We start from the raw sequence: 14,228 nt of genomic DNA on the forward strand, positions 1-14,228 counted from the left end.
CAAAATGTGACGTCCTCCCTGATCCGGGGCCGCCCCCGGCGCGCCAAGGCGCAGATACGGATGCGGGTGGCGCATGCCGTGCTGAGTGCCGTGGTGGGGGCCGGGCTGGTGTTGCCGGTGATGACGGTCACCGGCCGCGATCCGGTTCCCATGGCCTCCGGGCCGGTCGCCGGCGCCGCCGCGCCGCAGCAGGACGAGACGTCCACCGCGGATCTCGTACTGCCGCTGATGGCCGGCGGCGCGGCCGTCGTACTGGCCGGATACGGCTACCTGCGCCGCACCCGGCGTGCGCGCTCCCGGACAACGCCGGGGATCGTCTCCGCACACCCGCCCACGCCCGCACCGGCCGACTCCGAACGTCAGGCCCGCGCGGCGCTGGTGCTGGCCGACGACTGCGTGCGCACCAGCCGGGAGGAACTGTCCTTCGTACGGGAGCGGTTCGGCGAGGCGGAGGCCGAACGGTTCACGCACGCCCTGCGGGCCGCCGAGACCGAGCTTTCGGCCGCGTTCGCGATCTGGCGGCGGTACGAGGAGGGGATGCCGGCGGAAGCGGATGCGCGACGGCAGGCGCTGGTGGGGGTGGTCGGGCGGTGCGCGGAGGCCGGGCGCCGGCTGGACACCGAGGCGCCGGCCCTGGACCGGCTGCGGGGGCTGGAAACGGGGGTGGGCGGTGCGCTGGAGGTCGCCGAGGAGCGGTTCCGGGAGCTGACGGCACGGACGGCAAAGGCCCAGGGCACGCTCACGGCACTGCACGAGCGGTATCCACCCCTGGCCGCCGCGTCCGTCACCGGGTACATCGAACAGGCTAAGGACCGGCTGCTGTTCGCCACGGCCCACCTCAACCGGGCCCGCCAAGCCGACGATTCCGCCGACGCAGCGCGTGCGGCGGGACACCTGCGCGCCGCCGAGGGCGCCATCGCCCAGGCCGGTGCCCTCGTGGGCGCAGTGGAACGGCTGGCGGCCCTGCTACGGCAGGCAACCGACCTCGTCCCACCCACGCTCACCGACGGCGAGGCGAAGCTCACGGTGGTGCGGAAGGGGGAGGTGGCGCTGAGGGAGGAGACGCCGCGGAGGGAAGAGGCGGCGCGGGAGGACGGGGCGACGTGGAAGGACGAGGTGGCGTGGAAGGGCGGGGTGACTCGGGAGGAGGAGATGGCTCGGGAGGACGAGATGGCACCGGAGGGAGAGACGGCGCGGGAACGGGAGGGTGAGATGGCGGGGGGAGGGGAGGCAGCGCGGGGTGGCAAGGCGGCGCCGGAGAACGGGGCGGCGCGCAAAGTGACGCGGGAGAGCGAGGCGGGGCCCTTCCCGGCCATCGGCGAGTCGCGTGCCCGGCTCGCTCATGCGGACGGCGTGTTGGCCGCCGTCCGCGCGGAGTTGACCGGGGGGCCGTATGACCCGCTGGACGCGTTGCGCCGGATCACGCGGGCCGTTGCGCGGCTGGGGGTGGGGCGGTCGGGGGTGCTGGACACCGCCGCGCTGCTCGTGGCACGGGGTTCCGTCACCGGGGCGGAGGAGTTCGTGGCGGTGCACCGGGGCGCGGTGGGCGCGGAGGCGCGGGCCCGGCTGGCGGAGGCGGTGCGGTCGCTCGCCGCGGAGGATGCCGAGGGGGCCGACACCGAGGGCCGCCGGGCCCGCGAACTGGCCGAACGGGACGTGCGGGCGCACGGCAACCCGTACGCCGGCCCCGACGGCGACTCGACGGGCCTGATCGGTGCCGTCCTCGGCGGGATCCTCCTGGCCGAGGACCCGGCGGGCGGCCCCCCGGCAAGCTTCGGCGGACCGCAGAGCCGGGGCAGACATCGCTTCGCGGCGGCTCCATAGCCACCCGGGAAGCCTCTGGGTGGGGGCGGTGGGGCTGGTCAGAAGAGGCTGAGCAGCGCCTCTGCCGGGTCGGTGAGCCCGTTTTCCCCGCCGGGCAGCGGAAGCTCGAACCACACCGTCTTGCCCCGAGGCGTCCGCCGCGATCCCCACGCCGCGCTCAGCAACCCGACCAGCTGCAGCCCCCGGCCCCCCTCGTCCGTGTCGCGGGCCCGCCGCCGCCGAGGCTGTACCAGCCCGGCGTCCCACACCTCGCACACCAGCGTCCGGTCCAGCAGCAGCCGGAGCCGGATCTCCCCCTCGCCGTACCGCAGCGCGTTCGTCACCAGTTCGCTCACCAGGAGCTCCGTGGTGTCGACCAGCGGCTCAAGATCCCAGCTGAGCAGCTGCGCGCGGGCGTACTCCCGGGCCCGGCCCACACTGCGCGGCTCGCGCGGCAGCGTCCAGTCGCCGACGGACTCGGCGGGCAGTCCCTGCACCCGGGCCATCAGCAGAGCGATGTCGTCCTCGCCGTGGTGGGTGTCGAGGGTGTTGAGGACGTGGTCGCAGACGTCCTCCAACGGGCGGGAGGGATCCGTGAGCGCGCCCACGAAGGCCTGGAGGCCCTCGTCCAGGGGGTGGTCGCGGGACTCGACCAGTCCATCCGTGTAGAGCGCGAGGAGCGCGCCCTCGGGAAGTTCGAGCTCCACCTCCTCGAAGGGCTCGCCGCCCACGCCGAGCGGCATGCCGGGCGGCACGTCCAGCATCAGGGCCGCCTCGCCGGGCTCCACCAGGACCGGGGGCAGATGGCCGGCGTTGGCGAAGGTACAGCGCCTGGTCACGGAGTCGTAGACGGCGTACACGCAGGTCGCGAGGTACACCTCGGAGAGGTCGGCGTCGCGGGGCTGCCGGGCCGTGCGGGTGGCCTGCTGGACGCCGCCCGGGGTACCGAGTCCCCGCGCGATCTCGTCCAACGCCGAGAGGACTTCGGCGGGTTCGAGGTCCAGCAGGGCCAAGGTGCGGACGGCTGTACGGAGTTCACCCATGGCCACGGCCGCCCGCAGCCCCCGGCCCATCACATCGCCGACCACCAGCGCCGTGCGGTGACCGGGCAGTTCGATGACGTCGAACCAGTCGCCCCCGACCTCCGTCGCCGCGTTGCCGGGCAGATAGCGGCAGGCGATGTCCAGCCCGGAGGCCTCCGGGTCGCCGGGCGGAAGCAGGGACCGTTGCAGGATCAACGCGCGCTCGTGCTCGCGGCGGTACAGGCGCGCGTTGTCGATGCAGACCGCGGCGCGCGCGGCCAGCTCCACCGCCAGATCCCGGTCGCGGTCGCCGAACGGCTCGCTGCCCTTGGTCCGCGCGAACTGGGCGAGGCCCACGACCGTGTCGTGGGCGACCATCGGCACGGCCAGCGTGGACTGCACGAGGCCGCCCTCCTCCCCGGGCACGGCCTGCGGGCGGCCGGTGCGCAGGGCGTCGGCGCTGGGCGAGTTGAAGGGAAAGTGGTGGATCGCGCCGAGGGCGACGGGCTCGGCGGAGCCGGTGAAGGGGGCGTCGGAGACGGCGCTGGCGAAGGCGACGCGGCGCAGCTCCGCGCTGCCGTCGGCGAGCCCGGGCGGAGCCTCGTCGCCGGCCAGCAGGCCCTGGTAGAGGTCGACGGTGGCGAGGTCGCAGAAGCCGGGGACGACCACGTCGAGGAGTTCGCGGGCCGTGGTCTCCAGGTCGAGGGAGTTTCCTATGCGGGCGCCGGCCTCGTTGAGCAGGGCGAGGTTGCGGCGGGCGGCGGCGGCCTCGCGGGCGGCGGCGCGGCGGGCGGTGATGTCGGTGCCGAGCCAGGCGATCCCGATGGGCCGGCCGCTGCCGCTCTGCACGCGGTAGAGGTTGACGGACCAGTGCCGGCGTTCCTCGGAGCCCGGGACGAAACCGGTGACGTGCATGTCGGTGATGGAATCGCCGGTCTCCAGCACCCGCCGGAGGGTGGCCGAAACCCGCTCGGCCTCGCCGCGCGGCAGATAGTCGTGAACCCCCTTGCCCCGGTGGTCGTCCGGGGTTCCGCCGAAGATGGAGGCGAACCGCTCGTTGGCCCGACGGACCCTCAGGTCGATGTCGATCAGAAGGAATCCGAACGGTGATTGGCCGAATATGGCCTGCGAGGCGGCGAGGTCGGTCTCGATGCTGCGCAGGGTGCGGACGTCCACGACGATGCACACGGCCGCCCTTTCCCCCTCGGCGGTCCGGGTGGGCATGACGTAGACCTCGGCCAGGCCCTCCTCGCCGCGCGCGCCGTCCGGCCTGTCCGGCACCCGGAAGGGGACCACCCCGGTCCATTCGCGTCCGTCGAGGATCTCGGCCATCTTGCGCTGGCCGCGTTCGCGCAGGTCGGGGTCGATGAAGGCCTCTATGGGGTCCATACCGATGACGCGTTCGGCGGGGATGCCGAAGATCTGCTCGGCGCGCAGGCTCCACTGTTCGACCAGCCCGCCGGCACTGATGGAGAAGGACGCGACCTTGATGTAGTCGTAGATCGAACCGGGCGGACTGCTCTGCCACATGGCGTCGCCGGGTGCCGCGGCGGCATCCGCGGCCTCCTTCCTCGCGCCGTCCGACGGGTCCTCGGACTCCGTGGCCTTCGCTGGTATCCCGCTCACGCGAACCGTCCCCTCCAGCTCACCGCGTCCGGCACCGGTCACCGGGGGCGGCTGCCCGCAGTATCCAGCACTACGGCGCCGCACGACACGGTGTTCACGATCACAGCTCGGTCCAGACGTTTTTCGGACCGGTCCGTGACAACACTTCCACTCTTCTAACCAGGGAACACACCCGCGAATCACGTACTCCGGGACCGGTCGCGGTGGGAGCGCACGGCCGGCGGCGCACCGGCGGATGTACGCCCCCTGTTCAACCCCGCGGGATCTTCCGCCTCACCCGGGCACCGCCAGTTCGAACCAGACGGTCTTTCCGCTCGCGCCGGGCCGGGTGCCCCAGCGGCGCGAGGAGCCGGCGACCAGTTGCAGGCCGCGCCCGCTCTCGTCCCCCGGCTGGGCGACGCGCTCGCGCGGCAGGTCCGGGAGCGGGTCGGAGACTTCCACCAGCAGCGTGCCGTCGAGCCCGGCGGGGCGCACGAGCCGTACGCCGATGGGGCCGGTGGCGTACCGCATCGAGTTGGTGACCAGCTCGCTCACCAGCAACGCGGCCAGGTCGGCGAGACAGTCGAGGCCCCAACCGTGCAACTGGCCCCGCACCGCGGCCCGGGCGGTGCGTACGGCGCCCGGTTCCGCGGGAAAGGACCACTCGGCGCAGTCGCCATCGGTGTCGATCACGCCGATCACTTCCCAGGCCAGCAAGCCCACCCATGTCCAGTTTCGTGGGGTTAATGGGCACATACCCGATATGGGGCGGTCAGTACCGCGCAAGAGGGCGCACTGTGGCACGAACGGCGTACGAGGCGCTCCGCACTCCTGGCGCGCGGGTCAGAAAGAGGGCAGGGCTTCGATCTCCCGCACCGCCGCCACGTCCTGGTCCAGCCACGGCACGTCCCAGACCTCGGCCGGAGCCAGCCAGCGCAGCTCGTCATGATCCTGAAGGGGTTCGGGGGCCCGGGAGCCGGGCAGCATACGGACGGTCCACACCTGCAACACGTACGGCGCCCGCAGCGGCCACTCCCCCGGCACGCGCTCGACCGGCTCGGCGGCGATGCCGAGCTCCTCACGCAGCTCGCGCACCAGGGCGTCCTCGGGCCGTTCGCCCGCCTCCACCTTGCCTCCCGGCAACTCCCAGCGTCCGGCGAGTTCGGCGGGCGCGCTGCGGCGCGCGGCGAGCAGCCGGCCGCCGTCGAGCAGGGCGGCCCCCACCACCACGATCCGATCCGTCTCGGGCGTCATGGGGCGGAGCCTACGGGAGGGCGCGGCCGGTCAGTTGTGGCCGCCGTCCCCGTTCTGGCCGATGCGCTCGACCCAGTAGAGCTGCTTGTGTCCCCGGTCGTCGAGACTGTCGGCGATCTTCTGGGCCTCGGCCCGGGTGGCGTACCGGCCGACGCGGTAGCGATTGCCGCTGTCGTCCTGCCGTATCACGATCCAGGGCAGCGAGACCGTGCCCTCACTCATGGCCCCCACCGCCCCCGTCACTCCTTCTCGCACCGCCCCACCCGCTTCCGGTCCCGGGCCCCGGCCGTGCCCCGCCTAAGGAAACCGCAATCCGCATATGCCCGAGCGTACGCCCAACCTTCACGCAGCGAATACGACTTTTCACAAAGAGGTACGCAACCAGCCAGAACGCCGGGGGCGCACGGGACCGAATGCGCCGTGGCGCGGAGCGCCGCCCAGAGTCGGGGTCTGTCGGCGGAAGACGGGACCACCTGGGAAGACGGCCGGATCGCAGCGTGCCACCGGACCGGGCCGTGGTCAGACGGCCGGGGCATCCGCCCGCTCGAGGCGCCGAGGGTGTGCGCTACCTCACTCGGGAGAGCGCACGGAATCCCGGCCGGCGCCTGCACCGGCGCCGTGAGCCTCCAGGAACGTCACTTCACGGGCAGGTGGTACGCGGCCCGGTAGCGGTCCGCCGGGATCACCACGTCGGCGGTCTCCACCGGGCGGCCGGAGGCGAAATAGGTGCGCTGGATGACCAGGACGACATGACCCGGGACACCGCCGAGCACATGCAGTTCCTCGGCGAGGCCGGGGCGGGCACCGACCTCCTCGGTGACGTTGTCCACGATGACGTCGATGGCGCGCATGCGCTCGACCACGCCCATCCCGCCGAGCGGACCCTCCTCCGGGAGCATCACCGGGGTGCGGCCGGTGACGGCGAGCGGCTCCCAGGAGGTGGAGAGCATCATGGGCTCGCCGGCCTCCCGGAACAGGTACCTGGTGCGCATGACCCGGTCACCGGCGGGGATCGCGAGCCGCTCGGCGATGGCGGCCCCGGCCTCGGTCTGCTCGCTGCCCGACTCCCAGCTGCCACGCACCGACGCGTCGGCCTGCTCCTGCCGGAAGGGCGTCGCGCCACCGGCCGGCCGGTACCCGGAGCGGGACACCCGCCGGGGTACGGGCCGTTCCCGCACGTATGTCCCCGAGCCGGAGCGGCCCTCGACCAGACCCTCGGCCATCAGCACCTTGCGGGCCTCCAGGGCGACCGTGTCCGAGACGCCGTACTCCTCGCGGATGCGGGCCTGGGAGGGGAGCCGGGTGTGGGGCGGCAGTGAACCGTCGACGATCTTCTTGCGGAGATCACCCGCGACACGCAGGTACGCCGGCTGCTCACCGAAAGTCACTGGCCGCTCCCATCAGATTGTACAGACAGCAACAGCGTGGCAACCGTGGGTTGTGCCGTGCAAGCAAAGGCCAGGGAATCACTCGATGTGATGACATGCGGGCCGGAAGGGCTTTACCCAGGCACTTTCTCCCCCTATAGGGGTTGCTCATCTCAGGGCGTGCTCACACCTGGATGCTGCTGTCGGCACCGTCGTCACCCATGAGCGGGGTGGTGGCCAGCTCCAGGGCCTTCCGCGCGGTGACCGCCTGGCGCGGCCGGATGAGGTCGAGGCCGGTGTCGTAGTGCTCGTAGAAGGCGTCCGCGTCCCCGGCCTTCCCGGCCTTCCCCCACTCCGCGCGCGCCGTGTCCAGACGGGCGGCCAGGGCCGTGACCGGCCTCCGGGCCCCGGCGGGCCAGTCGTGCGCCCGCAGCATCCGGGCCTGCTCGCCCAGCGCGGCCGACACGCGACCCGCCCACGCCTTGTGCCCGGGCAGGTCGTCCTCCACGTAGTCCGCCTCGGGCACGGTGTCCAGGGCCGTGTTGAGGACGTGAGCGGCCTTCAGATAGGCGACCTGGTCGGCGTCGAGGACGGTCTCGTCGTTGCGCAGCGAACCGGTGAGGTCGGCGCCCTCGGTGGTGCTGCCGAACACGCAGGTGACCTCGCGGTCCCCCGCCGCCCAGCTGTCCTCGGTCGGCGTGAGGTAGTACACGTCGACGTCGCCCGGGACCGCCCAGCCGTCCATCGCGTAACCGTCCCGGAGGCCCCAGCAGCGCTCGTCGGCGGTGTCGGTGACCGTGTCGTCCCCCGGGTAGCCGCCGCCGGTCAGCTCGAAGGACGCGAACACCTCGCCGTCGTGCCCGCCGGCGCAGGGGACCTTGTCGATGTCGTAGGTCTCGCCGCTCAGCGCGCCGCCGGGCGCGTCGAAGCACTCGCCCTCGGCCAGCGAGATACTCGCGCCGTCGCGCGCGCCGTCCCTGAACCCCCGCCAGAACTCGGAGGCGCCGCCCGTGGCGAACAGCAGCGCCCACAGCACCAGTCCGATTCCGGAGAGCACCGCACCGCCGACGGCCAGCCCCGTGCCGCGCTCACCGCGCCGGCGGATCTGCCGCAGCGCGGCCAGCCCGAGCACCAGTCCCACACCGGGCAGGAAGCACAGCACGCCGAGCACGAGGGAGGCGATGGCGAGGCCGTTGACGGGCGCCGGGTGGTTGTAGGGGTTGTAGCCCTGCGCCCACGGCCGGTACGGCAACCCGTACGCCCCGTCCGGCCGTTGCGGGTACGGCGGCGGCGCGTACGGCCCCTGCGCATGCGGCTGAGGTGGCTGATACGGCACTTGTGACGGACGGGGGCCGGGGGGCGGGGGTATGGACACCGGTACCGTGCTCCTGGGTCGGGCGGCGGCAGCGCAGCACCGGCGGCCGGCCCGCCGACTGGACTGACGTACGACTGGCCGCATGGTAAGCGGGGCGCGAACGGGGGCGGAATGAGGGTGGGGTACGCGACGGGGAGCCGGGCGGGCGGCGAGGTCGTCCAGGCGGTGAACGGGCTGACCGCACGGTGGGCGGCGAGCACGCAGGGCGGCACGGTCTTCTCGGCGGCCGGCGTCTGGCCCCTGCTCGCCTTTCTGGCCGACGGCGCGGCGGACCCGGCGCGGGCGGAGCTGGCGCGGGCGCTGGGTGTGCCCGCCGGGCAGGCGGCCGCGACCGCACGGGAGTTGCTGACGGCCCTGCGGTCGGTGTCCGGTCTGGACACTGCGCTCGGGCTGTGGACGCACGACGGGCTGACCCTGCGCGAGGAGTGGCGGGCCGGGCTGCCGGCCGGCACCCACGGGGTGTTCGGGGACGACCTCGTCACCGCGCAGGAACGGCTGGACGCCTGGGCGGCCGAGCGGACCGGTGGGCTGGTCGAGCGCATGCCGGTGACGCTGGACCGGGAGGCGCGGATGGTGCTGGCCGGCGCCCTCGCGTTGGGCACGACCTGGCGGCAGCCCTTCAGGGAGCTGCCGCTGCGGCCGGACGGCGGCCCGTGGCAGGGCCGTACGCTGCGCGGGCTGCACCGGCGGAGCGTACGCCCGGACCGGGTGGGCGTGACGGGCACCCCGGACGGCTTCGTCACCGCGCTGACGGTGCCCGGCGACAACGGCGTCGACGTTCATCTGTTCCTCGGTGAGGAGCGCATGACACCGGGTCAGGTGCTGACCGCCGGAGTGGGGATCGTGGAGCGCGCGCTGCCGCTCACCGGGGGCGGCCTGCTGCCGCACGGGCACGTCGGTCCGGGCCTGCATGTGGAGCTGCAGCCGGCCGTCGAACCGGCGCCGACGACGCTGGACGTGCGGACGGTGGCGTACGAGGTGCGGGCCGACCACGACCTGATCGCCCTGGCGGATCTGTTCGGACTGACGGCGGCCGCGGATGCGCGGCACGGCCACTTCCCGGGTATCAGCGCCCTTCCGCTCGCCGTCGGGGCGGGCCGCCAGTCGGCGCTGGCCCAGTTCGGTCCGCTCGGCTTCCGCGCCGCGGCGGTGACGGCGGTGATGCCGGTGGTGGGCAGCGGGCCGCCGCGGTACCGCTACGAGACCACGGTCGTCCGCGTCACCTTCGACCGCCCCTTCGGCTTCCTCGCCGTCGACCGCGAGTCCCGGCTGGTGCTGGTGTCGGGCTGGGTGACCGACCCGGCGCCGTACCCCGGCTTCTACGACCACCGGGAACGGTCGCACGGCTGACGGTCCCGTGGGCCGGGCCCTGCCCCGTCGTCACCGTCGGGCCAGGGCCGCACCGCCCGACCGGATGCGCGCCGGCAGGGCCACCGCGTCACCGAGCTGTTCGGCCGGGATCCCGACCCCGGAGCCGGCGAGCGGCACTGCCGTCATGCACCGACCACCCGGGGATCACCCGAACGGGACCCCTGTTCGACCGGGCAAGGCCGCTGATCGATGAGCGGAAGACTTCTGAACACCGGGGGCGGGGAACCGCCGACCCCGCCCTTCGGACGTCGGCCGAGCGCCTCGAGCTGACGTGCGGCGTCCTGTTCCTGCTCCAGTGCCGGCGTGCGGCGCGGCACGAAGCCCCACTCCTGCCCGAGCAGCCGCATCAGCGCCAGGTCACGGCGGGCCTTCGGTTCACGCTCGGCGCACTCGGCCGCGTAGATCCCGACCAGGCCGTGGAATCGGTAGTAGTGCCTGGAGACTCTTTCCATCAGGTGACCGTCGACGAGCAGATCGAGCAGGCGCCGGGCCGTCGCATGACTCGTGCCCACCAGGGTCGCGGCCTGCTGCACGGTGACCGGGCCGGCGGGGTGCAGTCCCAGGTAGCGGAACATCCGGGCCGCCTCCGCCGGCAACGCCTGATACGAGGCCTCGAACACCGTGCGCAGGTTCGCGGCCGCGTCGCCCTCCACGGTGAGACGGTCCAGCAGCCCGCGCTTGTCGGCGTAGCGCTCCTCCGGTGTGGTCGGCGGGACGTGTGCCTCGATCAGCCCTTCGACCGCGCTGCGCAGTGCCAGCGGCAGCCCTTCGCAGAGGCGCACCAGGCGCATCACGACCGCCTTCTCCTCCCGGAGCCGTTCCCCGCCCAGGTAGGTGAGCAGCTCCGCCGACTCGTCCTCGGACAGCGGCCCGACCCTGATCAGATGGGCTCCGTCACGGATCGCGAGTCCGGTGAGCCGCTGCCGGCTGGTGGCAAGCACGGACGACGCGCCTCGCGGGATCAGCGGGCGAACCTGCTCAGCGCTGATCGCGTCATCGAGCACCACCAGCATCCGCCGCCCGTGCAGCAGACTGCGGTAGAGGCTGACCCGCCCGGCCAGGTCGCCCGGCATCCGCACGTCGTCGACACCGAGGCTGCGCAGCAGTTGCGCGAGCGCTTCGGCCGCCGTGAGCGGTTTGCCCCCCAGTCCCGTGCCGCCGAGGTCGACGAACAGCTGGCCGTCCGGGAAGCGGTCGGTGAGCCGGTGCGCCAGCTCCAGGGCGACCGCCGTCTTGCCCACGCCCGCCAGGCCGTCCACCACGGCCACGGGCGTGCTGGCGCTGGACCGCAACCCGTCCTCGGCCAGCACCCTTTCCAGCTCGGCCAGTTCCGCCGTACGTCCGACGAATCCCCGGGCCAGCGGAGGCAGCTGGGCGGGGCGCGGAATGTCCGGCGAGGCACTGTCCGCGAGGTCACCGGTCGTCGCCGGCACCGGGGACCGGTCCCGGCAGACGGTGACCACACGCCCGGCCAAGATGTCCTGGTGCAGACTGGCCAGCTCCGCGCCCGGTTTGATGCCCAGTTCCCGGTTGAGCAGGCGCTGGGTCTCGGTGTACACGGCGAGCGCGTCGGCCTGCCTGCCGCAGCGGTACAGGGCGAGCATCAGCAGCCAGCGCAGCTTCTCCCGCAGGGGCTCCTCGGCCACCGCGGTGGACAGGTCGGCGATCACCTCGCCGTGCCGCCCCGCCCTCAGCATGTCCGACGCCCATTCCTCTATGGCCGTCATCCTCAGGTCCTGGAGCCGAGTCCGTTCCATGGCCGCGAACGGTCCGGGGATGCCCGCGAAGGCCTCGCCGTGCCACAGCGCCAGGGCGTCCCTGTACAGCTCCAGGGCCGCTTTGGCGTCGCTGCCCGCGTGGGCCCTGCGGGCCTGTGCGTGGCACTCCGCGAAGCGTGTGACGTCCACCGCCTCGGGGCTGATGCGCAGGCAGTAGCCGCCTGCCGCGGAGGCGAGAACGGAGCAGGTGCCCCGCCTGCTGCGGCCGGGCTCCAGCACGCGGCGCAGCCCGGCCACATAGGTGTGAACGCCATTGGCGGCGGTCTGCGGGACGTCGCTTCCCCAGACGGCGTCGATGATGTGCTCGATGCCCAGGACATCACCGGCCCGGCTGGCCAGCAGCGCGAGGACAGCACGCTGCTTCGGCGGGCCCAGGACGACCTCCTTGCCGTCCGTCCAGGCCCGTACGGGACCCAGCAGTTGAACAGACAGACGTTGCCCCGCTGTCAGCATGGTGCCCCTGCCTCCAGGAATGGACGGTTGATCGCCAACAACGCTGTGCTCTGAATCAGTGGCGCGAGCCGGTACGGACGGTCACCGCACCGGATGCCGTGGTCCCGGCGTCCTCGGTGCGCGCCAGCAACGACGTGGCCACGCACCGCAGCTTCTCGCGGGTCTCCTCGAGTTCACGGTCCGCGTGGGACTGCCCGACGATGCCGGCACCGGCCCGCAGCCAGGTCCGGCCGTCCTGCGCGTAAACGCTGCGCAGCACCAGAGCAGCGTCCATGGCGCCGTCCTCGGCGACCTTCAGCACGGCACCCGCGTACGGCCCGCGACGATTCCCCTCATGCCGGTGAATGGCCTCATAGGCGGCGTGCTTGGGTACGCCGGACGCCGTCACGGCCGGGAAGACGGCGGCGAAGGCCTCCCAGGGACTCGCCCCCTCGGGCATCTGCCCCACCACCCTCGAAGCCAGGTGCTGGACCGAGCCACGCTCCTTGACCGACATGTATTCCACGACGGCGACCGAATCCGGCTTGCACGGGCCGACCAGTTCGTCGACCGCGACCTTCACCGAGATGGCGTGCTCGTGCAGTTCCTTGGGGTCCGACAGAAGGTCCTCACGGAGCTTGTGATCCAGGTGGGGATCCCCGGTCAGAGCTCGCGTGCCGGCAAGCGGCTGACTGGACACCCGGCGGTCGGCGGAGACCTCGACGACGGTCTCGGGGCTGAACCCGAAGCAGCGCAGCCCGCCCATGTCCAGGAGGAAGGACCGGGCGGGGGAGTTCCTCAGGCGGCCCCTGCGATAACTGGCCGGGAAGTCGATATCGGTCTCGACGGGTATCTCACGGGAAAGGATGGCCTTTTGCAATTTGCCCGCGCGTATCTCCTCGACGAGCGACGCCACCCTCCGGCGATAGTCGTCGGCGCCGCTCTCCAGGTCCACCTGGACGGGCAGTGGCTCGGCCGGTGCCGGTTCCGCCGCGATGCGGGCCACCGTGTCCTCCGCCGCGGTGAGCGCGGCGCTTTCGAGGCTGCGCAGGAAGATACGGGACCCGGCCAGGCGGAGTTCCGTCTCCGGGACCACGAGGTGGAGCAGCGTTCCCTCCTGCACCGGCATTCCGGCGATGGCGTGGGAGAGTTCGAAAGCGCACCAGCCGTACGCGGTCCAGTCGCTGATGGGCAGGTCGGCCAGGAATTTCTGCACCACGGTCAGGGGTTCCCCGAACCACGGTTCCTCGCGGGTGACACCGAGTCTCGTACATCGAACGCTCTCGGCGTCGACGACGACCTCGGCTGCCACACCGCCGGCTACGGACCATCCGTCCGAAGCCTCGTGGACCATGGACGTGTCGAAGAGGCCCGAGGCGGCGAGGCCGACGGCGATGTCCAGCGGTTCACGCGTGGTCTCCAACACGGCAGTGCGGTAATGAGCCTTCATCTCACTTCCTCCGAGTGGAGGGCGACACCGCGTCCGGCGGAGCAGGACTCAGCTCGCCGGCAGCCGCAGTCCTCGCCCTTGGCGGGAAAATCCATGACAGATCGGGCAGGCCGTACGGGAAACACGAATTATGGCAGCGAGAAGGGCGCACTTCCGGACCGAAGAAATGGGCCGCCAGCCGCGCACACCAAAACGCGGTTTTCGGCAGAGAGCGGATCGCGTTTTACTTGTGCAGAAAAATGCGATCCCATTCGACTCACGCCGGAGGACGGTGGGCTTTACCCACGTACAGCGGCCACCGTGCCGTTCGGGCCGCACGTGCCGCGGAATTGGGCGATCGCCCGAACCGCAGGAGACGGGCAATCCATCATCACTGCACGTCGACCAGACATCGCTTCCCCCGAGTCAGTCAGTGATCGCCACGTCGATACGGTTACCGCACCGACCGAACCAGTTAGCGAGTATACCCAGCCATCCACACTTGCTCAACGCACTCCACAAGGAATCTTCACGATTACCAGCGGCCACCACGGGGAGGATTCATCAATCTCCTAATTCGGACAGACCGACCGCCGACACCGGCAATTCGAGAATACGAATGCAGTGACCACGGAATGGGAAAGCGACGGCAGGGGCCGACGGGGGATGACAACCCCGGCCGTCGCGGCTCATGGTGGATTCTCGCTCGAGCGCCGGCCGGCATCGCGGGCAGGTTCAGCAGTGCTTGCCCGGTTCAGCCTTGCCCGAGACACCCACTCCCCTGAGTTTCCG

General features: G+C 72.2%; 10 protein-coding genes. 2 read left to right on the plus strand and 8 right to left on the minus strand.

The window, feature by feature from the left end; genetic code table 11:
• The first annotated feature begins 6 nt into the window (after nucleotides 1-6).
• Nucleotides 7-1,824 (plus strand): hypothetical protein, encoded by a 1,818-nt coding sequence (locus ABZ079_RS25745; protein ID WP_356941803.1) that lies wholly within the window; start codon nucleotides 7-9, stop codon nucleotides 1,822-1,824.
• A gap of 38 nt (nucleotides 1,825-1,862) precedes the next feature.
• Here the strand turns inward: ABZ079_RS25745 and ABZ079_RS25750 are convergent, their stop codons facing one another.
• The 6 genes from ABZ079_RS25750 to ABZ079_RS25775 form a co-directional block, all read right to left on the minus strand.
• Entirely contained in the window at nucleotides 1,863-4,451 is a 2,589-nt protein-coding gene (locus ABZ079_RS25750) for a SpoIIE family protein phosphatase (RefSeq protein ID WP_356941804.1), read from the minus strand.
• A gap of 273 nt (nucleotides 4,452-4,724) precedes the next feature.
• Nucleotides 4,725-5,153, minus strand: coding sequence for an ATP-binding protein (locus tag ABZ079_RS25755; RefSeq protein ID WP_356941805.1), 429 nt, complete (start codon nucleotides 5,151-5,153; stop codon nucleotides 4,725-4,727).
• Nucleotides 5,154-5,273: 120 nt separating this feature from the next.
• The gene (locus ABZ079_RS25760) at nucleotides 5,274-5,684 is read right to left on the minus strand and encodes a (deoxy)nucleoside triphosphate pyrophosphohydrolase (protein WP_356941806.1); all 411 of its coding nucleotides are present in this window, start codon (nucleotides 5,682-5,684) and stop codon (nucleotides 5,274-5,276) included.
• A gap of 30 nt (nucleotides 5,685-5,714) precedes the next feature.
• Nucleotides 5,715-5,906, minus strand: a complete 192-nt coding sequence (locus ABZ079_RS25765) for an SPOR domain-containing protein (protein ID WP_356941807.1) — start codon at nucleotides 5,904-5,906, stop codon at nucleotides 5,715-5,717.
• A 413-nt stretch (nucleotides 5,907-6,319) separates the two neighbouring features.
• On the minus strand, nucleotides 6,320-7,072 hold the full coding sequence (locus ABZ079_RS25770; RefSeq protein WP_356941808.1) for a GntR family transcriptional regulator: 753 nt from the start codon (nucleotides 7,070-7,072) through the stop codon (nucleotides 6,320-6,322).
• 163 nt (nucleotides 7,073-7,235) lie between these two features.
• Entirely contained in the window at nucleotides 7,236-8,303 is a 1,068-nt protein-coding gene (locus ABZ079_RS25775) for a DUF4190 domain-containing protein (RefSeq protein ID WP_356941809.1), read from the minus strand.
• Nucleotides 8,304-8,537: 234 nt separating this feature from the next.
• On the opposite strand from ABZ079_RS25775, the gene ABZ079_RS25780 reads away from it, so the two are divergent.
• Nucleotides 8,538-9,776: a serpin family protein gene (locus ABZ079_RS25780; RefSeq protein ID WP_356941810.1), complete on the plus strand. Its 1,239-nt coding sequence runs from the start codon at nucleotides 8,538-8,540 to the stop codon at nucleotides 9,774-9,776.
• 143 nt (nucleotides 9,777-9,919) lie between these two features.
• Here the strand turns inward: ABZ079_RS25780 and ABZ079_RS25785 are convergent, their stop codons facing one another.
• Together ABZ079_RS25785 and ABZ079_RS25790 are read right to left on the minus strand one after the other, a co-directional pair.
• Nucleotides 9,920-12,028, minus strand: a complete 2,109-nt coding sequence (locus ABZ079_RS25785) for a BTAD domain-containing putative transcriptional regulator (protein ID WP_356941811.1) — start codon at nucleotides 12,026-12,028, stop codon at nucleotides 9,920-9,922.
• Between the two features lie 55 nt (nucleotides 12,029-12,083).
• Nucleotides 12,084-13,433: a salicylate synthase gene (locus ABZ079_RS25790; protein ID WP_356941812.1), complete on the minus strand. Its 1,350-nt coding sequence runs from the start codon at nucleotides 13,431-13,433 to the stop codon at nucleotides 12,084-12,086.
• Nucleotides 13,434-14,228 lie beyond the last annotated feature (795 nt).

Origin of the sequence: Streptomyces sp. NPDC006314 (assembly GCF_040613075.1) — a bacterium.
Lineage (GTDB): Bacteria > Actinomycetota > Actinomycetes > Streptomycetales > Streptomycetaceae > Streptomyces.

Excerpts from the sequence above, each read along its gene's own strand:
- ABZ079_RS25760 (WP_356941806.1), bottom strand. The coding sequence starts at position 5,684 with ATGACGCCCGAGACGGATCGGATCGTGGTGGTGGGGGCCGCCCTGCTC.
- ABZ079_RS25765 (WP_356941807.1), bottom strand. The coding sequence starts at position 5,906 with ATGAGTGAGGGCACGGTCTCGCTGCCCTGGATCGTGATACGGCAGGAC.
- ABZ079_RS25780 (WP_356941810.1), top strand. The coding sequence starts at position 8,538 with ATGAGGGTGGGGTACGCGACGGGGAGCCGGGCGGGCGGCGAGGTCGTC.
- ABZ079_RS25785 (WP_356941811.1), bottom strand. The coding sequence starts at position 12,028 with ATGCTGACAGCGGGGCAACGTCTGTCTGTTCAACTGCTGGGTCCCGTA.